General features: G+C 36.8%; 23 protein-coding genes and 1 riboswitch. Of the genes, 3 read left to right on the top strand and 20 right to left on the bottom strand.

Annotated elements, in window-relative coordinates:
* Positions 1-4: 4 nt before the first annotated feature.
* The 10 genes from ACVBAX_RS06525 to ACVBAX_RS06480 all read right to left on the bottom strand — a co-directional run bounded on the left by ACVBAX_RS06525 (position 5) and on the right by ACVBAX_RS06480 (position 11,526).
* Positions 5-1,573, bottom strand: a complete 1,569-nt coding sequence (locus tag ACVBAX_RS06525; RefSeq protein ID WP_447116320.1) for a class I adenylate-forming enzyme family protein — start codon at positions 1,571-1,573, stop codon at positions 5-7.
* A gap of 77 nt (positions 1,574-1,650) precedes the next feature.
* Positions 1,651-2,430 carry an enoyl-CoA hydratase-related protein gene (locus ACVBAX_RS06520; RefSeq protein WP_160545488.1) on the bottom strand — a complete coding sequence of 260 codons (780 nt, stop codon included), beginning with the start codon at positions 2,428-2,430 and terminating at the stop codon, positions 1,651-1,653.
* An 18-nt stretch (positions 2,431-2,448) separates the two neighbouring features.
* Positions 2,449-3,303, bottom strand: a complete 855-nt coding sequence (locus ACVBAX_RS06515; RefSeq protein WP_447116319.1) for a 3-hydroxyacyl-CoA dehydrogenase family protein — start codon at positions 3,301-3,303, stop codon at positions 2,449-2,451.
* 187 nt (positions 3,304-3,490) lie between these two features.
* Complete coding sequence (locus ACVBAX_RS06510) at positions 3,491-5,722, bottom strand: helix-turn-helix domain-containing protein (protein ID WP_447116318.1); 2,232 nt, start codon at positions 5,720-5,722, stop codon at positions 3,491-3,493.
* Positions 5,723-5,895: 173 nt separating this feature from the next.
* Positions 5,896-6,624 carry an ABC transporter ATP-binding protein gene (locus ACVBAX_RS06505; protein ID WP_447116317.1) on the bottom strand — a complete coding sequence of 243 codons (729 nt, stop codon included), beginning with the start codon at positions 6,622-6,624 and terminating at the stop codon, positions 5,896-5,898.
* A complete protein-coding gene (locus ACVBAX_RS06500) occupies positions 6,624-7,391 on the bottom strand; it encodes an ABC transporter ATP-binding protein (protein WP_447116316.1) in 768 nt (255 codons plus the stop codon). Before ACVBAX_RS06500 ends, ACVBAX_RS06505 begins: the two co-directional genes overlap by 1 nt.
* 6 nt (positions 7,392-7,397) lie before the next feature.
* Positions 7,398-8,435, bottom strand: a complete 1,038-nt coding sequence (locus tag ACVBAX_RS06495; protein WP_447116315.1) for a branched-chain amino acid ABC transporter permease — start codon at positions 8,433-8,435, stop codon at positions 7,398-7,400.
* A gap of 14 nt (positions 8,436-8,449) precedes the next feature.
* Complete coding sequence (locus tag ACVBAX_RS06490; RefSeq protein WP_447116314.1) at positions 8,450-9,322, bottom strand: branched-chain amino acid ABC transporter permease; 873 nt, start codon at positions 9,320-9,322, stop codon at positions 8,450-8,452.
* Between the two features lie 108 nt (positions 9,323-9,430).
* Positions 9,431-10,603: an ABC transporter substrate-binding protein gene (locus ACVBAX_RS06485; RefSeq protein WP_447116313.1), complete on the bottom strand. Its 1,173-nt coding sequence runs from the start codon at positions 10,601-10,603 to the stop codon at positions 9,431-9,433.
* 581 nt (positions 10,604-11,184) lie between these two features.
* Complete coding sequence (locus ACVBAX_RS06480) at positions 11,185-11,526, bottom strand: hypothetical protein (RefSeq protein ID WP_447116312.1); 342 nt, start codon at positions 11,524-11,526, stop codon at positions 11,185-11,187.
* 293 nt (positions 11,527-11,819) lie between these two features.
* Between ACVBAX_RS06480 and sstT the strand changes: the two genes are divergently transcribed.
* Complete coding sequence (sstT, locus tag ACVBAX_RS06475) at positions 11,820-13,052, top strand: serine/threonine transporter SstT (protein ID WP_447116311.1); 1,233 nt, start codon at positions 11,820-11,822, stop codon at positions 13,050-13,052.
* A 499-nt stretch (positions 13,053-13,551) separates the two neighbouring features.
* On the opposite strand, the gene ACVBAX_RS06470 is transcribed toward sstT, so the two are convergent.
* The 3 genes from ACVBAX_RS06470 to ACVBAX_RS06460 form a co-directional block, all read right to left on the bottom strand.
* On the bottom strand, positions 13,552-14,529 hold the full coding sequence (locus ACVBAX_RS06470) for an ABC transporter permease (RefSeq protein WP_447116492.1): 978 nt from the start codon (positions 14,527-14,529) through the stop codon (positions 13,552-13,554).
* The gene (locus ACVBAX_RS06465) at positions 14,529-16,085 is read right to left on the bottom strand and encodes a sugar ABC transporter ATP-binding protein (protein WP_447116310.1); all 1,557 of its coding nucleotides are present in this window, start codon (positions 16,083-16,085) and stop codon (positions 14,529-14,531) included. The genes ACVBAX_RS06470 and ACVBAX_RS06465 overlap by 1 nt, the downstream gene beginning before the upstream one ends.
* Before the next feature lie 88 nt (positions 16,086-16,173).
* Entirely contained in the window at positions 16,174-17,145 is a 972-nt protein-coding gene (locus tag ACVBAX_RS06460) for an ABC transporter substrate-binding protein (RefSeq protein WP_447116309.1), read from the bottom strand.
* A 515-nt stretch (positions 17,146-17,660) separates the two neighbouring features.
* Positions 17,661-17,738: riboswitch (glycine riboswitch) on the top strand.
* Between the two features lie 92 nt (positions 17,739-17,830).
* Between ACVBAX_RS06460 and ACVBAX_RS06455 the strand changes: the two genes are divergently transcribed.
* Both ACVBAX_RS06455 and ACVBAX_RS06450 read left to right on the top strand, forming a co-directional pair.
* Positions 17,831-18,106, top strand: coding sequence for an ACT domain-containing protein (locus ACVBAX_RS06455; protein WP_447116308.1), 276 nt, complete (start codon positions 17,831-17,833; stop codon positions 18,104-18,106).
* 17 nt (positions 18,107-18,123) lie between these two features.
* Complete coding sequence (locus tag ACVBAX_RS06450; protein WP_447116307.1) at positions 18,124-19,485, top strand: DUF711 family protein; 1,362 nt, start codon at positions 18,124-18,126, stop codon at positions 19,483-19,485.
* 56 nt (positions 19,486-19,541) lie between these two features.
* On the opposite strand, the gene ACVBAX_RS06445 is transcribed toward ACVBAX_RS06450, so the two are convergent.
* From ACVBAX_RS06445 to ACVBAX_RS06415, 7 genes are all read right to left on the bottom strand, one after another.
* Positions 19,542-20,414: a glycoside hydrolase family 43 protein gene (locus ACVBAX_RS06445; RefSeq protein WP_447116306.1), complete on the bottom strand. Its 873-nt coding sequence runs from the start codon at positions 20,412-20,414 to the stop codon at positions 19,542-19,544.
* Positions 20,415-20,451: 37 nt separating this feature from the next.
* Positions 20,452-21,252 (bottom strand): alpha/beta hydrolase, encoded by an 801-nt coding sequence (locus tag ACVBAX_RS06440; protein ID WP_447116305.1) that lies wholly within the window; start codon positions 21,250-21,252, stop codon positions 20,452-20,454.
* A gap of 73 nt (positions 21,253-21,325) precedes the next feature.
* Positions 21,326-21,964: a YesL family protein gene (locus ACVBAX_RS06435; protein ID WP_447116304.1), complete on the bottom strand. Its 639-nt coding sequence runs from the start codon at positions 21,962-21,964 to the stop codon at positions 21,326-21,328.
* A gap of 130 nt (positions 21,965-22,094) precedes the next feature.
* Positions 22,095-22,940, bottom strand: a complete 846-nt coding sequence (locus ACVBAX_RS06430; protein ID WP_119707679.1) for a carbohydrate ABC transporter permease — start codon at positions 22,938-22,940, stop codon at positions 22,095-22,097.
* Positions 22,941-22,942: 2 nt separating this feature from the next.
* Positions 22,943-23,902, bottom strand: coding sequence for a carbohydrate ABC transporter permease (locus ACVBAX_RS06425; protein ID WP_447116303.1), 960 nt, complete (start codon positions 23,900-23,902; stop codon positions 22,943-22,945).
* 90 nt (positions 23,903-23,992) lie between these two features.
* Positions 23,993-25,294, bottom strand: a complete 1,302-nt coding sequence (locus ACVBAX_RS06420; protein ID WP_447116302.1) for an ABC transporter substrate-binding protein — start codon at positions 25,292-25,294, stop codon at positions 23,993-23,995.
* A gap of 193 nt (positions 25,295-25,487) precedes the next feature.
* Positions 25,488-26,783: an ABC transporter substrate-binding protein gene (locus ACVBAX_RS06415; protein ID WP_447116301.1), complete on the bottom strand. Its 1,296-nt coding sequence runs from the start codon at positions 26,781-26,783 to the stop codon at positions 25,488-25,490.
* Positions 26,784-26,795 lie beyond the last annotated feature (12 nt).

The raw sequence follows: 26,795 nt of genomic DNA, 5'->3' as shown, positions 1-26,795 counted from the left end.
TCCTTTAACTTTGAATAGTAGGATTACTATTACTTATTTCTTCGCGAAGCCTTATTTTTTGAATTTTTCCACTTGCTGTTACCGGGAATTTACTTGTGAAAGTTACTTTTTGAGGGACCTTATATAAGGCAATATAGTTCTTTATATAATTGATGATTTCTTCCTCTGTACACTCTTCGCCACTTTTCAATTGAACAACCGCACACACTAATTCTCCTAGGGTCTCATCAGGCAAACCTACTACAGCAGACTCTACTATTTTTGGATGCCTTGCGAGTACAGACTCAATTTCTTGTGGGTAAATATTAAGTCCACCCCGAATAATCATTTCTTTTTTTCTACCGACAAATGTTAAATAGCCTTGATCATTAAGAGTGCCAAGGTCACCAGTATAGTACCAATTCTCATGATCGATCACTGCTGCTGTATGCTCTGGCATTTTATAATATCCCTTCATTGTGCCAAAACTCTTAATCGCGATTTCCCCTTTTTCTCCAGGCGCCAACGCGTTACGATTACTATCAACAATTTTTAACTCTACTCCAGGGATTGGCTTTCCTAAAGTTTCTGTAATATTCTTTTCGTTATCATCGTATGGAGTCATTGTAACGGTAACCGTCTCAGTAATTCCAAATGATTGGCAAAGGTTAATTCCCATACGATAACGAATTTCTTTCACCTTTGATGGCGGAATCGGGGATGCTCCTACAACACCAGTTCGTAGCGAAGACAAATTATAGTGATCGAAGTTTTCCACTTCTAGTAGTTTAATAAACATGGTAGGTACGCCATTTAAAATCGTTACTTTTTCCTGTTCAATTAAACGGAGCATTTCAGTTGGTTGGAACTTCTCCAATAACACGATACGAGAACCTGTGAAGGCAGCGCAAAACAAATTAACTGCCATACCAAATATATGAAATAAAGGAGCAGGAAGAATTAGTATATCTTTTTCGGAAAAAAAGAGTTCCACACCCATTGTATTAGCAGATTGTACAACACTACGATGAGTAACCATGACGCCTTTTGGAACACCCGTCGTACCAGAGGTATATAAAATGCAAAATACGTCCTGATCTACATCTATTGGTACTTCGTCCAGATAGACAGATTCCTCGTCCATGATTTCGTGAAAGGGTAAGAGTCCTTCCCAACAAAAACGGACGGTAATAACCTCTTCTACTAAAAACAGTACCTCTTTCAACCCAAAATTATGGTTAAATTCTTCAGAGACAATAATTACTTTTGGCTCAGAATTTTTTAGTATATGGTTCACTTCATGAGCTTTATATTTAGGATTAAACGGGACAAGGATAGCACCAATTTTTGCTACGGCAAAAAAAATAACAACTGTTTCGTACCAATTGGGTAACGATACTGCAACTCGGTCCCCTTTATTTATATCTCGTTTCGTTAAAGCCACTGCGAATTTATCAACATCACTTTTTAACTGTGAGTAAGTAACTGCTCTTTTCAAATCAAATAATGCTTCATTTTCACCATAATTTTTTGATGAAGAATCCAAAATTCCATATACCGTAAATAGATTTCGATCTTTTCCCACTCTTTTCATCACCCCTCGAAAAAGACATTTTTATTTAATGAAGTATCCATATTGTTTATGAATACTTCATTTGATAAAAACTTTCCTTACTTTCCTGCAAAAATTGGTTTCCTCTTTTCTATAAATGCTTGTAACCCTTCCTTTCGATCCTCCGTAGAGAAAGCGTTTGCAAAACAAGCACTTTCAATAATTAAGCCAGATTCTAGATCCGTGTTCCCTCCAGTATTAACGGCTAATTTTAACATTTGTAGAGCCACTGGTGGTTTTTGGGCTAACTTTAGAGCCCATTCCTGTGCTGTATCAAGTAAGTCTTCAAGTGGGACTACTTTGTTAACCATATTTAATTCTAAGGCACGGTAGGCATCAAACATCTCCCCAAAGTAAAGAAGTTCCTTCGCTACTCCTTGGCCAACCATTTTTTGCAAACGCTGTGTGCCGCCCCCGCCAGGTATTATACCAAGTCCTACTTCAGGGAATGCAAACTTAGCTTTACTTGAACTAATCCGTAAATCACAAGCAAGTGCTAGCTCTAATCCCCCACCAAGAGCTAGACCATTTATTGCTGCAATAACAGGCTTTGTTAAATTTTCAACTTTTGAAAAAACCGTTCTTGAAATTTTGTTCATCTTATTAATTCCAACAAGGCCAAGGTTAGCCATTTCATTGATATCAGCACCTGCAACAAATGCTTTTTCTCCACTTCCAGTAAGGATAATTGCCCGCACCTCATCATTTGCCTCAAGCTCACCAAATATAGTATTTAATTCTTGAAAAACTTTTGTATTCAAGGGATTTACAGGTGGGCGGTTAATTGTAACAACAGCCACATTTTTGTTAATCTCACATAGTAAAAATTCATAACTCATTCGCTTTTCCTCCGTTCATTATTCATAATCGTAAAATCCTGCACCTGTTTTCTTCCCATATCTACCTGCTCGAATAATTTCCTTTAAAAGAAGTGGCGGTGCATAAAAGTTGTTATTAAACTCTTTTTTAAAATACTCCATTACATGGTAACCAATATCTACTCCAGCAAAATCTTGAAGCTCAAATGGGCCCATTGGGTAATTTAATCCCAGTTTCACTGCTTTATCAATATCTTCATAAGAGGCCACTCCCTCTTGAACTAGTTTGATCGCTTCGATAAACTGTGGAAGCATAATACGATTAACAATAAATCCTGGTGAGTCTTTTTTTACTTCAACTGGTTCTTTTGCTAGCTTTATAGATAACGCTTTCAATTCTTCTACCGTTTCATCACTAGTCTTATATCCACGCACCACTTCTACTAGCTTCATGATTTGTGCAGGATTAAAAAAATGCATTCCTGCTACTCTTTCAGGACGAGTCGTTGCCGAAGCAATCTCAGTGATTGACATAGAGGATGTGTTTGTCGCGATAATGACGCCTTCACGGACAATTTGATCGAGACTTGAGAATACTTCCTTTTTTAATGTTAAATCCTCGATAACCGCTTCAATTACGATATCAACATCCCTCAAATCCTCTAATTGAGTGGTTGTTTGTATACGACTTAATGCTTCTTGTTTCTGTTCTTCTGTTAATTTTCCTCTTGAAACACTTTTATCCATAAACTTACTCATTCGATTTAAAGCGTTTTCTAAAAATCGCTCCTCAATATCTCTTAATACAACATTGAATCCATTAATTGCAGCTAGGTTTGCAATACCCGTCCCCATGGATCCAGCTCCTACAACACCGATTGTTTGAGTGGTCATTGTCGCAACTCCTTTTTTGAATTTTTAATAATTTCTGTAAATTCATTATAACTAATAATGATTGTTTCCTTGTACCTACACTATGTAGGAAAATACTTATGATTTTTCGTCTTATTATAGTAAAGGTAATTAGAAAAATGGCCATTAATCTTATTAAAGATTAATGGCCATTTTTAGATTGCTACTTTCATCTTAATAAGACGTTTCTCTCTATTTCTTGGCCGTACATATCATGAAGTTTTAAAGCTAGCATTAAATTAAATCTCACTTCTGCATCACTTAACTGAACATCTAATAGAGATTCTATTCTTTCAAGGCGATATAGCAAAGAACTTCTATGTATATAAAGCTCTTCAGCTGTATTTTTAACATTCCCATTATTTTGTAGAAACGTATGAAGAGTATTGCAAAGATCGGTATTTTTCCCTTCTGAATAAGATAGAAGCCGTCCAAGTTGATTACTTACAAACAGGGCAACTTCCATGGAGTAGTTCAAGTGATGAAGGATCGCATATGAACCAAGTTCATCAAATAGCATATAACCTTTTTGACGTAATCGGCTATTGACAATATTTAGTGCCTGAATGGCTTGCTGATAACTTAAAAAGTAGTCTTGTATGTTACTAGTCATTCCTCCAATCCCCATAAACACTTTGCACCTTATATTGGTTTCCCCCACCCACTTGTTGATCTTCGTATAAAGTAATTGCCAAAATTTTTTCGATTGTGTCCCTTCATTTTCACATGGAATTATTAACACATTTTTCTCCTCATGGGTTGCCGTTATGATGGCATAATCTTTTTCTAGTAAATGTGATTTAATATAATCCCATACAAGGTTCCTTTTTGACTGTTGTTCAAAAAGGTTGGATCCTTTTACTTCATCTTCATCCAAAATGATAGACAAAACGCATAGTTGATGGCTTTGAAATAGGTCCCATTGAAAAACATTTGCAAACTGTAAAATTCCCTCTTTATCTTCTATTTGTTTAGATAATAATTTACTAATAAAACTATCTTTTGTCTGTTCTTTTGCATCTAGTATGATTTTTTGCTTAATAAATTGGAGTGAATATATATTACGAGCAAGTTCAATTGTTAAACGATCAATCTCATCCATTTCTTGGCCCAATCTGCGTACGGCAAGATATCCTAGTAAACTTCCTCCCCCATGTACCATCAAGAACGAAAAAAAGGCGGAGGGATCACCTGAATCCTTAATTAAAAAGTAGTCTCGACTTTTTAATTTTCCCTTTTCTCTTTGTACAATTTCGGTAAGTTGATCGAGAAGCTGACCCTGATTGATTCTATTATTCATATGGACTGAAATTGGCTGCAAAAAACGGTCAAATAAAATAACTGGATTTTGAAATAGATTCGAAAGCATTGAGGTAATGCCATCAAAACCATCCACTTCTATTGTTTCTTTTACAAGCGCTTGTTGGAAATCTAAAAGAAATTGGAGGCGATTTTTATGCTCCTTCTCACTGTTAAATAGTCGTGCATTTTCTAACATGGTCGCTACATGATTAGACAATAGCTCTAATAGTCTCAAGTCATTTTCTGTAAATACATCTTCTTTATTGTTCTCGATATGCAATACTCCAATTGTACGTAATTCTATGATTAAAGGGATGGTTAGTTGAGTGCCTCCTGGCCTCTCGAGAAATGGAAAATATTTATTCAGCATATAATTATCTTTAATCATAATTGAATCAGGATGTTGTTTCTCTCCATAGGAAGGCGGTTGGAATATAAAACAATTTTCCTTTTCGTCATATAAATAAATACAAGCCAAATCAGCATTTGTTCCTTTTCCAGCTCTTAATGTTAACTCTTCAATGTGCTTTTCAATAGGAGCATTAAGAGAAAGGTTTTTGCCAATCCATTCAATCCCTTCGATCTTTTTTAACTGTGATTTCTTTTCCCTAGCCATTTCCATTGCCACAGCAATATCTTTACCGAATTCTTCAAAAGGTGCCTCCATTTCTAATAGTGGAACATAGTTTAAGAATCCAATGATACAAAAACCTAAATTGGAATCGCTTTCATATAAAGGAACAGTAAACCATGTTTTTATTTTTGCCTCTTTAAGTACTCTAGATAAATTACAGGTTTCAGGAGGATCAGCGTTTTCATTCGTTAGGCTTTGTCGGAGAAGTCTGCTGGAGCAATACTTTTGTTCAAGGGGAAAATAGTTGGTCAGTTCTGGTACGTTTCCACTCCAAGCTTTAGTCACAAAGTTTCCTGTTTGATTTAAGATAACTCCTACAAAATCACAATAAAGCTCACTTTGAAACGAAGCTGTCAAATATTGTAGTACTTCCTCTTCCGTATCAAACTTTACTAGTTGTCTGGCAGTCGATCGTAAATGATTTTCTAATTTTTTCATAAGGTGATCTTTTACTGTATTTGGCATAGCTCATTCCCCTCATTGTTGAATTTGATTTTTGAAAACAAAAAATATTCAAAATTTACTAACTAAAAATACTATACTCTTTTTTTAGTAAACAGTAAAATCCCATAGATTACTCTTTGGGATTAATAACTGAAACTTTTCTATCTATTTATTTATCTTCTATTTGTCGTTTTTTATGCTCCAGCTGACTTAATGCCAAGATAAGCTGAGATCACCTGAGGATTAGAGCTTATTTCGTCTCTTGTTCCATTTATAATCATTCTTCCCTGATCAATAACATAGGCTTCGTCACACACTTTAAGTGCAGCTTTCACATTTTGTTCTACTAATATGACCATTGTTCCTAAATCCTCTTTAATTATCATTAATGTATCAAGTATTTCATTTACTATTTTCGGGGCAAGACCCATGGAAGGTTCATCTAGAAGGATGATTTTAGGATTTGACATCAATCCCCTACCAATGGCTAACATTTGCTGTTCTCCACCACTTAAATTTCCACCAAGGTTTTTCAAATGTTTCTTTAAACCAGGGAACATATCAAGTATTTTCGTTAAATTTTCTTCTGCTAGCTTCTTCTCCTTATAATATTTTGAAAACATTCCAAGCAATAAATTTTCCTTTACAGTTAGGTTAGTAAAGATTTGTCTGCCTTCCGGAACGAGACTTAAGCCTTTTTCAACTACCTTATTAGCTGGATAGCCGCTAATAACTTCATTCTCAAGGATAATCGTTCCAGATGTTGGCCGATAAAGTCCAGCAAGCGTATTTAACAACGTACTTTTCCCAGCTCCGTTTGCACCGATGATAGAAACAATTTGTCCTTTTTCCACCTGAAAACAGATTTCATGAAGAATTTTTATTTTTCCAATATGGGTACTTACGCCATCAACCTTCAGCATTAGACAACCTCCTCTCCTAGATAGGCAGCTATTACCTTTGCATTTTGTTGTATTTCTTCAGGAGTTCCTTCCGCGATCTTCTTTCCAAAATCAAGGACGATTATACGATCAGCAAGCTCCATCACCGTCGCCATCTTATGTTCAACAAATAAAAAGGAACTACCTTCTGATTTCAACTTTTTAATATAACCTGCCATTCGACTGGTTTCGTAATCATTCAAACCTGCCATTGGTTCATCTAACATAATTAGTTCTGGTTTATAAACAATGGCTCTTGCAAACTCCAACTGCTTTTGAAGGCCATATGATAACTGGCCTGCCTGTTCGAACATTAATTCTTCTAGGCCAACTAAATGAATCGCATCTAACGCTAGGTCATAGGCAATTCTTTCATCCTTTAAAATCCTTGGGAGTCGGAAGGCAGCATTCACCACATTGGTTTTCAACTTGACATGAGCACCCATCATTACATTTTCAAGGACAGTCAAATTGTTAAATATTTGTAAATTCTGGAATGTCCTTGATATCCCTAAGTGAGCTAGTTGGGGAATCTTTTGTCCTGTCAATTTATTACCTTTGAAGTATACTTCTCCATTTGTCGGAGAAAGAAAACAAGAAATCATATTAAATAAAGTTGTTTTGCCTGCACCGTTTGGTCCAATGACTGCTACGATTTCTCCAGCCCCTACATCAAAACTGATATCAGAGACCGCTGTAACTCCACCAAATCGTTTTGTTAATCCTCTTACTTCAAGTAGTTTTGACATGACCTATTAAACTCCTTTTTGAGAAATCATATCTTTATGAGTCTTAACACTTACTTTCTTTTTGTGCTTAAACTTTTGAATCGGTTTTGAAATAACATGCATCAGCCCTTTTGGTAAAAACATCATAATCAAAATAATAATTAATCCGTAAACAACAATCTCTACTTCTCCACTAATACCAAAATAAGTGTGTCCTACAAAGCGAATGATCTCATTCAAAAACATAATAACTGTTGTTCCTAGAATCGCACCCCAAACGGAGCTTGCCCCTCCAACCATTACCATAATTAAAAACAGGATTGATTTTGTTATATAAAATGTAGGTGGGGCAACAAAGGTAATATAGTGAGCATACATACTTCCTGCTAGCGATGCAAAAGCAGCACTTAATGCAAAAATAGCAACTTTATAATTCTCCACTTTCACTCCAAGTGTCTCTGTTGCTATTTCACTATCGTGAATGCTTCTTAACACTCTCCCAACGTGAGAACGGACGATATTTAGTGATAATAATAGAACAAGAACAGCAGCCGTCCATACAAAGAAGTAGAAAAATAATTTATCTGTAAGCGGTAATCCAAATAAAGACAAGGAAGGTATCCCTATTAAGCCAGCGGCTCCACCTGTTAACTGATTAAGACCTAAAATTAAAATATAAAATATGATGTTAATTCCAAGTGTTGCAAGAGCTAAAAAATGTCCTTTCAATTTTAAAATAGGTATTCCAATTATATAAGCGATAAAAAAAGTAGTAACCATTCCTATAATAAGTGCTAACCAGGGTGAAAGCTCAAAACTAGTAGTTAACACACCCGACGTATAAGCTCCTATTCCAAAAAAGGCTGCATGGCCGAGGGATATTTGTCCTGCGTAACCAATTAACAGACATAAACCTAGAGAGACGATCGAATAAATTCCTATTAAGATTAAAATGGTAAAAATATACGGAGACTTTACTACGAGTGGTAAAATCAAAATAAGTCCCACTAAAAATAGGATAGGTTTCAATCGATTTCCATATAAGACTTTTTCTAGCTTCGACATCTATTTCCCCCCTACTAGACTCTCTCACCTGAAGCTCTTGCAAATATTCCATTCGGTTTAAAAAATAAAACAAGGATCAATACGAGAAATGTTATCGCATCACTATAAAACGTGGAGATAAAACCTCCAGAAAAGGTTTCCAACAAACCGACAATTAAAGCGCCTGCTACAGCACCTGGAATACTATGCATCCCACCAATGACCATCCCAACAAATCCTTTAACACCAATTAGAAATCCCATTTCATACGTTGCGTCAGTAATAGGGGTAATCAAAATACCAGCAATAGCCCCTAATGCGGCAGCCAAAGTGAAAGCCAAGGCTGACATGGTACTTGTATTTATCCCCATAAGTTTCGCGGCACGTGGATTCTTTTCACAAGCTCTTAATGCGGAACCGATATAAGTTTTTTCAAAGAATACGTATAGTACAGCTAACAGAATCAATAAAACGATGAAAATAAAAATACTTTGAGGGTTAATAACAGCACCCATAAAATGAATGGGTTCCATTTTAATTAAGGGAGCAAGTTGCTTCGGATTGGTCCCCCATATAATTAATCCCATTCCCTTTAAGAAGGTGGAAACTCCTATTGTAATAATGATTAAGATAATGACTGATGTATTTCTAGCATGTCGAATAGCCGTACGTTCCACTATTAACCCTATGGTAGCTGAGATAAGGATAGCTAAAATAATAGATGCATACATTGGTAGTCCAGCATTCGCAAAAGTAATACAAGTCAGCGCACCAATCATCGCAAATTCACCCTGGGCAAAGTTTAATATGCCGGTAATGTTATAGATAGTCACAAAACCGATGGCTAATAAAGCATAGATACTTCCAACTGTTAGCCCCGTTACGATATATTGCATGAGTAATTCCATGGTGGTACTCCTTTCTTAATACCAATGGCAGAGCCTATGTTTCTGCCATTGGTCTTTTTTATTCTTACCATTTAGATACTCTTTAAAAAAACACCGATGGAACTATTTCTACTCATAATACTTCCATTCATTATTCTCAATACCAAGAACTGAAAATCCATCTTCGTAAGGTCCTACATAATCGGATTGTAATTCAAATGAACCCGTTAACCCAGAATACTTATTGACTTCTTTCTTTAAGTAATTATGAATATCTTCAGAGGTGGTATTTCCTGCTTTAATCGCCTCAATTAATAGATGAAACCCATCCGCAGCATGTGCGGTAAAATTATCAGGATCACTATTAAACATTGTACGATAATCTTCACGGAACTTTTCTAATCTGTCTTTTTGCTCTCCATTTGGTAATTGGTCAACAACACTTAATTTACTACCAATTACGTAGATATTTTCATTATTATCTTTCACTTGGTCTAAGAATCCTTTATTTGCAGAGGCAGAAGATTGAATCATAGGGATATCAAATCCGAGAGCTTTAAAGTTACGAGCTACGATTCCAGCACCTGGTGTTCTTGACCAAACGATTACTGCCTCTGGATTCTCTTTCCGAATATTTGTTAATTGAACCGTCATATCCGTAGCAGTTGCATCAAATTCCTCATGTGCTACGATTTTTATGTCATTTTCTTTTGCTACCTTTTCAAAGGAAGGGAGACCTTCTACTCCAAACCCATCACGAGCATTAATCCAGGCTACTTTTGAAATATTATTTTCTTTTAAGAATTCAATTATTAAGTTAGCATTCGTTAAGTTACTTGGTGCCATTTGATAAATATCCTTCGCTTCAGGATTAACAGGAGCCACTGTCATTAGTGGTATTCCCTCGCTAGAAATTTTGGGTAAGATTGCCATTGAGGTACTAGCTTGAGTGGCACCAACAACCGCAACTACCCCTTCTGAAATTAATTTGTCTGCAGCAATCACAGCTTTTGTATCGTCCGTTTCATAGTCTTGCATAATAATTTCAATTTTCTTTCCATTGATAGATCCTGCTTCATCTAATTGTTTCTGGATGAGCTTCACATAATTCGCCTGAGTTTTTCCTAAAGTAGAAGCAGGACCGGTTTCGGCAAAAATAGCTCCAATTTTTATAACCTCTTTATCACCGTCACCATCATTTTTATCATTACTACTAGAAGTTTCCGTATTACAAGCTGACAAAGCTATCACTAAAATTAACATCAAACTAAACGAACAAATAGATTTCCAAAACTTTTTCATTTTTAGTCCCCCTTTTAACCATGTTTAATTGCAACATTCCGAATCTCCTAAACCTTGAGAGTAAAATTAGTTCGTAACAATTTGTGTCAATAAATAATAAAAATAAACCTTTCACCTCCACTAAAAAAACTCAAACAGTTAACTCCTACTTTTTGTATCCGCTTTCAAAACATAAGAGAAAAATTACCAGGAAGCTTTATAGAATGGAGTCAAAATAAGCGGAGAAGGAATATTCAAGAATGTTCAGAAATATCTGTAATTAGATTATAATTCATGGGTATTTTTAAAAATACCTACACTATAAACTAAAAAACAAGATCATTTTCGTCACTTTTACGGAGAAGCTATGATTTATCATCTTTTTAATAGTAGAATTGTAACACTCTCTAAATAATAATATGACTTAATGAACTTCGATCCAGTTTCTTCATAAAAAACAAGAAAGCAGGGGACTATACATTAGCCCCCTGCTCCTCACACATTCAAATATACAAAATAATGCCCCTGCCAAGGAATTTCATTTTAACACAAACTTCGGGTTAACCAAACACATTCTAATTTTTCTTATGTAATTGAATAGACTAATGAATTTGAAAAGAATGGCTAAGATTCTTAAGTGTATACAGTCTGGCGGTCAATATAAACAAATCATTGTAGTTAAGTTTTACATATTCATCAATAGTGGCGATTCCTTTTTGAAAACTATCAACTAAATAGTGTGTGTACTTTCCGTCCCATTCAAACTGGTTGATTCTATGAAGTTCATCCGCAATAATTTTAAATTTATATTCGTTAATAAATAGTTTTACTTGATACATTTTATCTGATTCTACCATAAAGCTGTTTTTATGTTTTTCAACAAACCAAATAAAACCCTTTATATTTTCCGCGAGTAGAAGTGCTTTTTGCATCTCATGGATCATACCCTTCATCTCCTTTGAAATACTATTAAGAAAAGTGTATGACTGAAGATGTTCCTATAACACTAAAAATCAAGATTATTATTTTGTGAGTAATATTTGTATAATTTTCTGAACATTTAAATATTTATAACTAAACACTATAAAGGTAAATTAAACAAAAATTCTAATATTTCAATATAATAATTTGTTTCACAATTTATAATATTCATGTTAAACTAACAGATATTAACGCAGCAAAGCAAAATAGCTTTGTTCTTAGTCTTCATAATAATATTATAAAATTGGAGGGTCAAATGAAAAATCTCTTTCTTAAGTGGAACGAAGTGAGCCTTGTTAAACGAATCCTTGTAGGTATGATTATCGGAATCATCCTTGCTTTAGCTATTCCGGATGCGACAAAATGGGTATCTATTTTCGGTTCATTATTCGTAGGGGCACTAAAGGCTGTTGCCCCAGTGTTAGTTTTATTCCTAGTTATGCATGCCATTTCTAAGCACAGAAGTGGTCAACAAACCAATATGAAATCTATTATCGGGTTGTATGCTGCCAGTACATTTTTAGCAGGACTTGTTGCAGTTGTGGCAAGCTTTATCTTCCCAGTAAGCTTAACACTTACATCAGGGGCTGAGGACCTTACACCTCCTGGTGGAATTGTAGAAGTTTTACAAACATTATTATTTAATATTGTTGATAACCCAGTAAATGCTTTAATAAATGCCAACTATATTGGTATTCTAACTTGGGCTATCCTTCTTGGTATTGCTTTACGTAGTGCTAATGACTCTACAAAAAACTTACTAGAGAGCTTTTCAAGTGCGATCTCTCAAATCGTTAAATGGGTAATTAACTTAGCACCGATTGGTATTATGGGTCTTGTGTATGATGCAATTGTAGCAAACGGACTATCTGCTCTTTTAGACTATGGAAAATTACTTCTAGTTTTAGTTGGTTGCATGTTCTTTGTGGCTCTTGTGGTGAATCCAATCATTGTTTATGTAAATGTTCGTACAAATCCATATCCATTAGTGTTTAAGTGCTTAAAAGAAAGTGGAATTACTGCCTTTTTCACTCGAAGCTCAGCGGCAAATATTCCTGTCAACATGACATTGTGTGAAAAACTAGATCTTGATAAGGACACGTATTCTGTCTCTATCCCACTAGGTGCAACAATTAATATGGCTGGTGCTGCGATTACGATTTCTGTTCTGACTCTTGCAGCTGTTCACACGCTTGGTATTCAAGTAGACATTGGTACTGCCATTATCCTTAGTGTATTATCTGCTGTTTCCGCTGCAGGTGCATCAGGTGTTGCTGGTGGTTCACTTCTACTTATTCCTTTAGCTTGTAGCTTATTTGGCGTTTCGAATGATGTGGCCATGCAGGTAGTTGCAGTTGGTTTCATCATCGGTGTGGTACAGGATTCTTGTGAAACGGCTCTTAACTCATCTTCTGACGTCCTTTATACAGCTACTGCTGAATATGCGAAGAAACGTAAAGAAGGGAAAGTTGTTAAGATTAGTGCGTAAATCAAATGTCACCAACCCCCATTCATCTTAGTGAATGGGGGTTGGTTTTTAACTGATTTACCTTTCCTTTATGATATTCAAATTTTTTTATTAGCTTACTTCTCAAGTCATCATCCAAACAGCTCTCCACTAATAAAAAATGATAATTCATTCGAAAGTTGTGCCAACTATACAGTATCTTAGATATTAACGTCATATATACCGCTCCTATCCTAGAATTACGTGTTGGACTTTACCCAAATCTAAAAAATTTCAAACACGACAATCATCACTTGGAAATGAATTTAATAATCCCAAAAATCCCTATCCATATAGGAAGACTAATCACCAAAGCCCAAGTAAATCCTTTTGCAAAATTCCCTTCATGTTCTTCCATTGTAATCACATCCACTTTTTTATTCTTTATGACCAAATTAGTGGATGATTAAACCAAAAATGCTACGTTCCTCATTAGAAACGTAGCATTTCCCCCTATCTACAACCATTTTTTCATCCATTCTTAATTTTTACTTCGCAGTCGATCAAGAAGAACAGCAATCACAATGACTATCCCTTTTACGACTTGTTGCCAGTAATAATCTACGTTAAGTAAGGTCATTCCATTTGTTAAGACAGCCACAATTAACACCCCAATGATGGTACCTTGTATTCTGCCGCGACCTCCTACAAAACTAGTACCACCTAGAACGACAGCTGCAATTGCATCCAGTTCAAACGCGATACCTACCATTGGCTGTCCTGAGAATAATCGTCCTGCCATCACCACTCCACTAATACCTGCCAGTAACCCACTGATCGAGTAGACATTTATTAATGTACGATTCACTTTAATTCCTGTTAAATGGGCAGCCTCTTCATTGCCACCAATCGCATAGACATGACGTCCAAACATCGTATATTTCAATACGACAAACATGATGAGATAAACAATGGCCATGATATAAATCGGAGTAGGTATTCCAAATATTTCACCAGCTCCAATAAACTTGAACTTCTCTGATGCTAAAACTACGGGATAACCACCTGTAATGACATACGCTAATCCTCTTAAATATGTCATACTACCAAGGGTGACGATAAACGCAGGTAGTTTGGGTACTGCTGTTAAATAACCGTTAATCGCCCCAGCCACATATCCAACACCAGCTCCAGCTAACATCGCTAAACCAACAGGTGCTCCAGCGTTTGAAAGTAAAACAGATATTACACCGCTTAAAGCGAGAGTCGATCCAACAGATAAATCTATCCCACCCGTTAAAATAACTACCGTCATTCCAGCAGCCAGGATTGCTGTAATCGAGCTTTGCTTCAATACGTTTAATATATTACTTGAATCTGTGAAATTTGGTGCGATCACACTCATAACTACGATTAATAAAGCAAGAATGATTAACATGCCCAGCTGATTAAATATTTGTTTGGAACGATCTTTGAATGTAACAACTGTTGGTCTAGTAGATTGTACATTTATATTCATCATTTAACCTCTCCTGTAGCATAAAACATTATTTTTTCCTGTGTTGCTTCCGCATGAGAAAGTTCAGCTCTTATTCTGCCTTCGTGCATTACTACGATCCGATCACTCACTCCAAGTATTTCGGGTAATTCAGAAGAGATCATCAATACAGCAAGTCCTTTTTCAGCTAGTTGATTAATAATTTTATGAATCTCTGTTTTCGCACCTATATCTACCCCACGTGTAGGCTCGTCGAGCAGTAGTACCTTGGGACCAATGGAAAGCCATTTTGCAATTACGACTTTCTGCTGATTTCCTCCGCTAAGGCCCATTACGTTTTGTTCTTTTGATGCCGTTCTGACTCCAAGTTCCTCAATATAACGATCCGCTTCACGGTTGATTTTCTTGTATTGTAAAAGCCCAAATTTACGGTACAGAGGATATTGTGCCATCATGATATTCTCTTTGACAGATAGATTGGGTAATAAACCCTGTTCTTTCCTGCTTTCAGGTACGTGGGCGATTCCTAGCTTTATTGCATCAATTGGATTCTTTATTTGAACCAAGTTACCTTCTATGATTATTTCGCCCTCAGACAATTCAGATAATCCAAAGATGGTTCTCACGAGCTCTGTTCTACCAGCTCCAACTAGTCCTGCTAAACCAACAATTTCCCCAGGATAAATTTTCATCGAGACATTTTTCACGATTTTTTTGTCGGAGACACCTTTCAACTCGAGTACTGGTTGTTGAATCTTCGCTCCTGTATCATTTTCACTTCTCTCTCTTACAAACAGCTCATTTAATTCTCTTCCTACCATAAGTTTTACTAGATGCGTAGGATTTGTTTCCGATATTGGACCGCTTGTGACCAAACGACCATCTCGAAGTACGGTAAAACGATTGGAAATTTTAAAAATTTCGTCCATTCGGTGAGAAATGTAAACGATCGCAACACCTTTTCTTTTTAATTCGTCTATGATTATAAAAAGCTTCTCTATTTCTTTATCTGTTAGAGAGGCGGTTGGTTCATCCATAATTAATATTTCTGAGTTAAGTGATAATGCACGAGCAATCTCCACCATTTGTTGTTGAGCGACACTTAATGAACTAACATCCGCTCGAGGATCCAATGAAGAGCCAATGGAAGTTAAAATTTTTTCAGCTTTTTCATAAATATCGTTCCAGCTAATTAAGCCCATTCTATTTTTCTTTAACCTGGTACCCATTAATATATTTTCTCCAATGGATAAGTTGGGCGATAAGCTTATCTCTTGATGAATAACACTAATGCCTTTGCTTCTAGCATCCATGGGATGATTCCACTGCACTTCTTCACCTTTGTAGACGATCGATCCGCCATCAGGCTGATACACACCTGCCATTATTTTCATTAAAGTAGATTTCCCTGCACCATTCTCACCCATTAATGCATGAACTTCCCCTTTAAAAAGTTCAATATCAACGTTTTGTAACACCTTCACACCAGAAAACTGCTTTGATACGTCCTTCATACTCATAATAGGTTGTTCATTTATAGATTGATGCTTCGTTTGTTTCTCTTTCGTTCCGTTCATTACTGCCCCTCCCTACATTACATTTGGTGTAAACATAGTGCTCGATATTAGAGCACTATGTTTATCTTTTCATTGCGAGGGGTACTGATTACCACCCACTATATGAATCAACATTTTCTTGAGTAATGAATTCAGTAGGGATAAGAACTTCTGAGTCTACTTTCTCTCCGTCTATTATTTTTAATGCTAAAGCTACACCATCAATCACCATTTGATTAGGGAACTGTGCTGAAGTACCTGCAAAGCTACCACCTTTATTCAGTGCATCAACTGCAGCAGGAGCACCATCAACACTTACGAGAAAGAACTCATCTTCTCTACCAGCTTGTTCTTGAGCAATTTGTACTCCGACAGCTTCTTCGTCATTAATGGTAAAAACGGCATCAATTTTCTTATTGGCAGATAATATTCCTTCCATTACAGTTAGCGCCTTCTCACGGTTACCTTCACCGTTCTGGTTAGCAACCACTTTAATGTCAGGATATTTGCTTATCACTTCATTAAAGCCCTTAATTCGATCTCTGACAGCTGATACAGGAGGTCCATCAATAATGACAATATTTCCTTTTTCATTCAATTGCTCTACTAGGTACTCGACAGCTAATCTCCCCGCTTGAACATTATCTGACATCACAACTGAGTCGATACCGCCTTCTGCAAAACCGTCAAGAGCGACAACTGGAATTCCAGCTGCTTTTGCTTGACTAACTGCACCTGCAATCCCAGCCGAATCAAATGGACTTAGCAAAATGAGATCCACTTTCTTTGTAATAAAGTCTTCAATTTGAGCCGTTTGCTTTGCCAGATCATGATCTGCACTCACTGTAATGACTTCAGCATCATACTTAGCAGCAACTTCTTCAGCCCCTTTGGACATGGCTACGAAGAATGGATTCCCTAAAGTTGGAACGGTCAACCCGATCTTAAGTTGTTTTTCTTTATCATCAGTATTATTTTCATCCGTAGCATTGGTAGAAGAGCTCTCTCCACTGCTACAAGCATTTAATAAAGTTAAGAGTAATACGAATAATATAATGTGAAATTTCTTCATAATTTTCATGGTATCAAAACCTCCAAATAATAATTTCCTAGAATAATAGTCATTTTTTAAAATACTTGAAAAAAAGTCTGTTTTGCCATACCATAAAAATGAGTTCTAAAATTCTATATAATTTTAGGCATACTCAAATAGAGGTATGATTTAGGGGTTTTTTCCATTTGGTCGTGGGTCCCCCTGAATCGTACTTTTTTCTTGCTTTTTTTTGTTACAGGAAAATAGAAATTCAGTATCTAGTAGATTTTCCTCTATTATGTATAAGCCTCACCTCCCAAAATAGAGCGCTTTCATAAATCGTTTACATTCATTCATAAACGTGGATGTTTTTGCTCGTTTATGCTCATTTTTGATTATATGTTCTTTTTTACCATTTTTCAATAACAATTTTCAGAAAAGTCAAAATCGACATGGTCTTTTTTTACTTTTCACAAATTTTAATTGACTGAATTATTATTTATTGATAATATCTAACTTAATTCAATACAGCCGCCATGATGGTAGTGGATCAAACTATTACCGGAGCAGCTTCTGGAGAGACCGTATGTATACGGCGCCGAAGGATTCACAATCTCAGGCAAAAGGACAGAAGAGAATGTTTGCATAATAATATTTTGCACACTCTTCTTACCCGAGATTGGAGATACTCCAATCTTTTTTTTTATTTCAAAAAAATAATGAGGTGGAACGAATGGAAAGAAGACGTGCAGTGGTAAGTGTGATTGGAAAGGACAAGGTTGGCATTATATCAAAAGTGACATCTATTCTCGCTGAAAATAATATGAATATTTTGGATATCAGCCAAACAATTTTACAAGATTTTTTTACCATGATGATGATTATTGACGTGACTGGAAATGAAAATTTGTCAAAACTCCGTGACCAACTGGATTTAGTTGGAGAGGAAATGGACTTAAAAATAAACATTCAGCTTGAAGAGATTTTTCAAGCAATGCATAGAATTTAGTTAGGTGGTGACTGTATATGACAATTGCAATGGATGAAATCCTTCAAACAATACGAATGGTTCAAATGGAAAACCTTGATATCCGAACAGTAACAATGGGAATCAGTCTCCGTGATTGTGCGGATTCCGATTTCCATAAAATGCAGCAAAATGTATTTCATAAAATAACTACTTATGCTAAGGATTTAACGAAAGTAGCAGAAGAAGCAGAAAAGGAATTTGGGGTTCCGATTATTAATAAGCGTATATCTATTACCCCGATTGCTGAAATCCTAGGAAGTGCAACCGTTGAACAAACCGTGGAGCTTGCAAAAACGCTTGACCTAGCCGCAAAGCAATTAGGTGTAGATTTTATCGGAGGATTCTCTGCACTTGTTCACAAAGGATTTTCTAAAGGTGATGAGACCCTACTTAAAGCCTTGCCAGAAGCCCTTAGTGTAACAGAGCGAGTTTGCTCCTCTGTTTCAGTGGCCACCACTCGCACAGGTATCAATATGGATGCGGTTAAGCAATTAGGATATGTTATCAAAGAAGCAGCCGAGCGGACAAAGGATCAAAATGGAATTGCTTGTGCTAAGCTCGTCGTATTTTGTAATCCGGTTGAAGATAATCCATTTATGGCAGGAGCTTTTCATGGAGCTGGAGAAGGCGAAGCTGTTATAAATGTTGGTGTTAGCGGCCCTGGTGTCGTATTAAACGCGTTAAAAAAACACCCTCAAGCTGACCTTGGAGAAGTATCTGATATTATCAAAAAAACAGCGTTCAAGATTACACGTGCAGGTGAGCTTATCGGTAGAGTGGTAGCCAAGCGGCTTGGCATTCCGTTTGGAATTATGGATCTCTCTTTGGCTCCTACCAACGCCATTAATGATAGTGTGGCAGAAATTTTAGAGGAAATTGGTCTTGAGCGCGTGGGTACTCATGGAACGATCGCAGCCTTGGCCCTTATGAATGATGCAGTGAAAAAAGGTGGAGCCATGGCCAGTTCATATGTTGGTGGATTAAGCGGTGCTTTTATCCCCGTCAGCGAAGATAATGGAATGATTCGTGGAATTATAGACGGTGCTTTAAGCTTATCAAAGCTTGAAGCAATGACATGCGTCTGTTCAGTTGGACTTGATATGATTGCCATAACTGGAGATGTTACCCCTGCTACCCTATCCGCAATGATTGCAGATGAAGCTGCCATCGGAATGATTAACAAAAAAACAACAGCAGTAAGGGTTATCCCTGTGCCTGGAAAACAAGAAGGGGAAATGGTTGAATTTGGAGGACTTCTTGGGAGAGCACCGGTTATGGGTGTAAATCCATTCAGCTCACAAAAAATGATCAATCGCGGCGGAAGAATTCCCGCACCCCTACAAGCACTGATTAATTAAATTTTTTAGAGTAAAGAAAAACTGTGTTAACCAAAATTGGTACACAGTTTTTTCTTTCACTTTTCTACAACTAGTTTTCCATCCTGCTCTGAAACAGATAAGAATACTGGTCGTTCATTTGGGGATCGATTGGGTGAATGAATGGCTAATTTTAATTCATCATTAAAAGTTTTAAATAGCATCGCATGACCGCCATCTTCGTCTAATAAAGCTTCCTTCTCCTGAACCCACGGCCCACGGATATCACCAGATTCTGATATAGCCATTCCAACCGCATACCCTTTAGGACTTCTACTTGACCATAGCATTTGTAACCGTCCTTTTTGATCTTGATACAGAAAAGGTCCGTCTGTGATATATTCCGTCTCCCCTCTCACCGGGACTGCCCAGTTTGCACTTGACGCTTTGAATAAAAAATATGGCTCGCCTACTGTCGATTGAAAATCAAGTGATAAGCGTTGGGCACAGATTTCTCCATCTTGAACCTGAATCCATTCGTGGCAAAAAATGATCCATGGTTTTTCGTTACTATCTATAAATAACGTCCCATCAAGACATTCCCAATGACTGGGAGTAATCGGATGTTCTGAAAGAGGTGAAAACGGACCTAATGGATGTTCTGAAGCTAGGATTTGAGTACCGCGACATTTTCCTTCCCCTTTAAAGCTAGCAAACATATAATACTGATCATGATAAAAATAAACCTCAGGTGCCCAGTATTGCTGATTAGCCCAAAAGTATGCGTCCGGTCGGAAAACGGGAAATGGACCTTCCCAGTTTACTAAGTCTCTGCTTTTATAGGCATCAAATCCTGTCGCCTGTCCTTCCCAAACATTTGCATCTGTTGTTCCATACAAATAATAGCTTTTTGAATCATGGTCGGTAAGGATAAAAGGATCACGAATCCTTATCTCATCTTTTGATAGCATATTTCCCTCCTATTTTTCTTGAAATCACAGTTAAGGTTTAGAATCCCCTTTTCCTTAACCATTTTTCACAAAGCTTTGGCCAAACTTTTACTTCTGGATGATCCTCCGCTAACCCTAATCCATGTGGACCACTTTCAAATACATGTAGTTCAAGAGGAACGGAATTTCTCCTTAACCCTTTTGCATAGAGGAAGCTGTTCTCCACGTCTACTGATGCATCATCAGCTGTATGCCAAAGGAATGCTGGCGGTGTATGTTCATTAATATGTAACTCATTCGATAACAGATAAATCAGTTTTTCACTTGGGTTTTCACCTAAAATATTTAGCTTACTTCCCGCATGAGTCGATTCTCCCATTGTGATCACCGGATAACAAAGAACCGTGGCATCAGGCCGACAGCTAATCCGTTCTATAGGGTCTTCGGCCACTGGATTTCCTAAGTCAAAATGTGTTCCTGCGGTGGATGCCAAATGTCCTCCGGCAGAAAATCCTAATATCCCTACCCGGTTTGGATCGATCCTCCAATTAGTAGAATGGTATCTTACCATTCGAATCGCCCTTTGAGCATCATGAAGTGGAAGTGGATGTTTATGAGGGGCGACACGATAATTAAGAACAATGGCAGAAATACCTATTGAATTGAGCCAATTAGCAACAGGATAAGCCTCATGGCTTGCTCGATGAGAGTAGCCTCCTCCCGGTGCTATAATCATGACTGGATGGGAGCCTTCCCCGTCTAATAAAAACAGTTCTATATTAGGAGAATCATCTCTATCATCATCTTTGATGTTTGTTGATTTCCATAGTAGTACTTGTTTTGAAACATCTTTCTCCATTACATTCCCTTCTCTCTGAATGGTTTAGGCAAGTCATTAAAAAACGGGTCTCAATAAACTGAGAGCCCGGATTTTACTGTCCTTGTAGTAGTAATTTTGATTTTTGTTCTATTTTCTCAAAGGCCATGGTTGCAGGTTTCATGATAAATAGAGCGAGCAGATTTCCGCTATAAAGGATACAGATTGGCGGTGCATAAGATAGCGCAAAACAAATACCAAAACTACCAATTAACATGTAAAAGGTTGAAATAGGATTCATAATCATCACAAAAAATGAATTCTTAATCACCTGACTAATTTTCATATCATAATGTACAAACATTGGAAAAATATAAAACACCATACAAACTAAGATAAAAGAAATTAATAAAAATGGAATATAAAGGATCGACACGAAGCTATTCGTTGCTTGAATTACAAAGTGAAAATCGATATACAAAATGACTCCGATCGTAAAAATAATCAATCCTAGAAGATTACTTTTTACGAACTCCTGTTTATATGCAGTCCAGAAGGTCCTAAATATAGATACATCTTCTTTTCCATACATCCACTTTCGAACAACCGAATACATAGCCACTGTTGCTGGAAAAAAACCAAAAAGGATAAGTCCTAATAAGGAAAATGAAATCCAAAGTATGTTTAAGAAAGCCAGTCTTGATATCCATTCCAATAGTTTATAAAAACCGCCCATAAAAGCAGAAGTTTCCATTAGTCATCCTCCTTTTTCCCACTAAAAACTATTCCGTATTCATACATTTCTTTGCCACTTCGGATTTGCTTACACTCCCTCTTATGAAGTGGCAAAGGAATAAGACAAATTCCAGAATTTGATGTACCTATTAGCCTTTAAGTCCACTCGTACTGATTCCTTCCACAACATGACGTTGAAAGAGAAAGAAAATAACAAATACAGGAATTAACGTGACAACCGACATCGCAAACATGGAGCCCCAGTTAGAAACTGTTTCATTACTCAGGAACATATTTAATGCCATGGAAACAGTATACTTTGACGGGCTATTTAAATATAACACTGGTCCTAATAAGGATTCCCAAGTCCAATAGAATGAGAAAATCGATGCCGTAGCTAATGCTGGTTTAATTAGTGGCAAAATAATCTTTGTAAATATTTTAAAGGTGCCGCATCCATCGATAATCGCTGCTTCATCTAACTCTCTCGGTATCGTCCTAATAAATTGTACTAGGAGGAAAATAAAGAACGGATGTCCAAAGTATGCTGGGATAGCGAGTGGCTTAATGGAGTTAAGCCAACCAAGCTTCGAGAAAATAATATATTGAGGAACCATTAACACATCGTGTGGAAGCATTAAGGTAACCATCATGATTCCAAACCAAAGTGCTTTTCCTTTAAACTGTAATCGTGCAAATCCAAAGGCAATAAAGGCAGAGGATATTACTTGTCCAATTAGTGTAATAACCACCAGAATGGCTGTATTTTTAATAAACACCCCAAAGGAATTGCCGCCAATCCCTTTCCACCCTTCTGCAAAGTTGGTCCAAATCCAAGGATCTGGGATGAGTGATTTCGCAGTAATAAAGATTGTATCACTAGGTTTAAAGGAACTCATGAGGAGCCAAATAACTGGATACAGCATTAATATAGCAAATCCGCCGACAAGTATGTGATAGATCCACCATCTTGGTGACTTTAACTTCGATGTCATGATTATCTGCCTCCTTCTGATTCATAGTGAACCCAGTATTTTGAAGTACTAAAGATGACAGCTGTTAATATACCCACAATAATGAGCATGACCCATGCCATTGCGGAAGCATAACCCATATTAAAGAACTCGAACCCTTGAATGAATAGATATAGAGAATACAGAAGTGTTCCGTCTAACGGTCCCCCGGTACCTTTTGAAATAATAAAGGCTGGAACAAACGTCATAAATGCAGCAATTGTCTGCATGACCGTATTGAATAAGATCACTGGGCTTAGCATTGGAAGAGTGATTTTAAAGAATTTCTGAGCTCCATTTGCTCCGTCCACGCTTGCTGCTTCATAATAACTCTTTGGAATACCTTTTAATCCCGCTAAGAAGATTAACATCGAAGAACCAAATTGCCATACAGATAAGAAGATAAGCATCCATAATGCCGCTGTAGGGTTACCAAACCATCTAACGGTTGGGATTCCAATTAATTCTAGTAAAATATTAACAATACCAATATCACCGAACACATTACGCCACATAATGGCAACAGCGACACTGCCTCCGATTAGAGACGGTAAATAGAACAATGAGCGATATAGTCCTACTGCTTTAGAAGCTGTGTTTAACATCATGGCAATTAACAATGCGAATGCGAGTCGTAAAGGAACCCCAGCAAACACATAAATAAGTGTCACTTTTAACGATTGCCAATAGCGGGGATCGCCTGTAAACATTTTTATGTAGTTTTCTAATCCTATCCATTTGGGTGGTGCAAATAGGTTATAGTTTGTAAATGATAAATATAAAGATGCAACGATTGGAATGAATGTAAAAGCAAGGAATCCAATAACAAAAGGGCTAATAAACGCATAACCTGTCAAGTTTTCCTTGATGATACGGCTTCTTTTGCTTATAGAACGGATTGGAAGATCTGCTTTTGCATTTCCCTTTATCACAGGTGTACTCATTGGTTCATCTCCTTAATTCTTTGACCTCGTTTCCATAAGATGAAAGGGCGATAGCTGATCGAAAAGGTGATCAGCTATCTTTGGAAATTATTATTTGTTTTGCGATAAGACGCTTTCAGCCTGCTGTCTAAACTGTTTTGCTGCATCTTCCACTTTAAGATTTCCATAAGCCATTTGTTCAGCTAAACTATCTAGAGTCTCGATAATTTCACCAGCACCTACTGGGTCTGGACCATCAAATGCAGAGCTGTTTCCTTCTGCCCACTCAACATAGTCAAATACTTGAACTTGAGCTGGAGAAAGTAGTGGCTTTAATGCTTCTTTAACAGTTGCAGAACCAGGAACACCACGGTCACCAAGATTTAATTTATTCGCTTCGATATCGTTGATCATGAAGTCAATAAACTTTGCAGCTTCTTCTTTATTTTTCGAATTATTTCCAACAGACCAGAACATACTTGGCTTTAAATATAAACCTTTATCGCTGTCAGGCCCTGGCATTGGAGCAATAGCAAGATCTCTATTCGCAACTTGCTGTAAACCTACGAATTGGTTAGACCATTGCCAAATACCAATCGCATTTTGTGTAACTACAGGATCATCTTCAATCCCTTTCAGTTGAGCCATAAAGTCTGGAGTTGGAACTGCTTTGTCCAGAATTAAATCGGATCTCATTTTAAAGAAATCGACGAACAATTGGTCATCTTTATATCCTAAAGAAGCGCCATCTTTACTGTATAAAGACTCACCCTTTGTTCTTAAATAGTAGTTAAAGAATACATCGGCTTTCATGCTTGTATCTACAAACAATCCTGCATCTTTCGCTTTTGCAGCGATATCCAGGTAATCATCCCAATTCCAATTTTCAGGGATTGAATCTACACCAGCTTTTTGAAGTCCCGCTGGGTCATAATGGAAACCAACCACGTTTACACCTGCGTTAACTCCATAAAGTTTATCGCCAATTTTCCCACCATCGATAACATTTTCAGCAATATCTGCTGTGTTAATTTCATTACCAACATAAGAAGTTAGATCAGCGATTTGACCGTTTTGAGCATATTGTGAGAAATAAGATAAATCCATTTGGATAATATCTGGAAGTTCATTCGCAGCAGCTTGTGGAGCTAACTTCTTCCAGTAATCGTCCCATGCAGCATATTCTGCTTCGATTTTTACATTTGGATTTTTTTCTTCATACATTTCAATTATTTTAAGTGTGTAATCATGACGCGGTTGTGAACCCCACCAGGCAATACGAAGAGTTACTTTTTCTTCTTTATTGTCTTCTTTTGGTTCTTCAGACTCATTACTACTAGGTGAACTACTGTTGCATGCTGCTAAGGAAAAAACTAAAACAAAAGTAAAGATTAACACTAAAAACTTTTTCATTCTTTTTCCCCCTTCTTTTCTCACACTTTTATGTAAGTGTTTACATTTTTATTATGCAACCAATTCCAACTATTCTGAATCCATTTTTCCGTCCTATTTGTTTAAAAATCAGACATTTATTTGAAAACAAAAAAGACTCCTTGAACAAGTAGTATTTCTTGTTCAATGGAGCCCTTACTGCAGGAAATAGGATCTAGTTTTTCTTCGAGAGAATATTATTCGCTTCTGTTCTAAACATTTTCGCTCCTTCACTTGGGGTAATCTTCTTAAAAAGAATTTGGTCAGATATATCCTGTAGTAAACTGACTACCTCGATAGCGCCTAACGGATCTGCTTTTTCCACTTTAGGATTATTATTTTTTACTTGATAAACATAATCAAACACTTTTTTTTGGTCTTCGGAAAGTATGGTTACTATTTTTTCGGCAACTGTTGAAGAAATAGGTACTCCTCTTTCCCCTTTTATGATTTGATTTGCTTCAATATTATTGATAAAAAAATTAATAAATAGCGCAGCTGCTTCCTTATTTTTGGAACTTTTAGAAATAGAAAAATGCATGCTCGGTCTTAATGTTAGTCCGTCACCTTGCCCTGGACCCGGAGGGGGAATAAGATCAAGTTCACGGTTGGCAGTCTCTAATAATCCGATATATTGATTGGAATAAGCCCAGGTCATAGGAGCTAATTTATTTACAAGTAACCCATTCTCAATTCCCTTAATTTGATCTTCTTCATCCGCTCTTGGAAAGGCACCTTTTTCTAGCAATCTTAATTGCATTTCAAAGTAATCGATAAACAACTGATCTTCCTCATAGCCTAATCCTGTGCCGCTATTATTATATAAATTCATTCCTTTTGTTCGTAAATAATACGAAAAAAACACGTCAACGGATTTCATACCATTGGTTCCATAAATACCCTTTGCATTATGTACCTTGGAAACAATTTCTTCATAGTCTGCCCATGTCCAGTTGGATTGTGGAAACGAATCAATGGCTGAAGAAAGTAAATCTCGGTCTACAATAATAGCAGGTACATTCATACCAAGTGGAAAACCGTACATGGATCCATTAACTTTTCCTCCTAAAAGAACATCTTCACTAATATCCTCTGTATTAATCACTCCTTCTTCGATAAAAGGAGTCATGTCCTCAAGAAAATTATTCTCACTATACGTTTTCAAATATAGGAGATCCATCTGCACTATATCTGGTAGCTGATTTGCAGCCGCCAGCGGAGCTAGTCTTTTCCAATAATCATCCCAATAAGCATACTCTGGTTCAATATTTATATGGGGGTATTTTTTTTCAAACAATTCAATTACTTCCATTGTATAATCGTGTCTTGGCTGCTCACCCCACCAGGCAATCCTGATAGTAACCCTCTCCTGTTCCTTACTTGCTGCCGAATGGAGCAGGTCGAGTTTTACACAACCACCAGCACAAAATACCATTACTAGGGATAAGGTTGAAAATAATAGTTTTTTCATCGTTATTTCCCC

The organism is Robertmurraya sp. GLU-23 (assembly GCF_052983275.1).
Note: the sequence above shows the minus strand (reverse complement) of the source record. Positions and strands in the feature narration are given on the sequence as shown.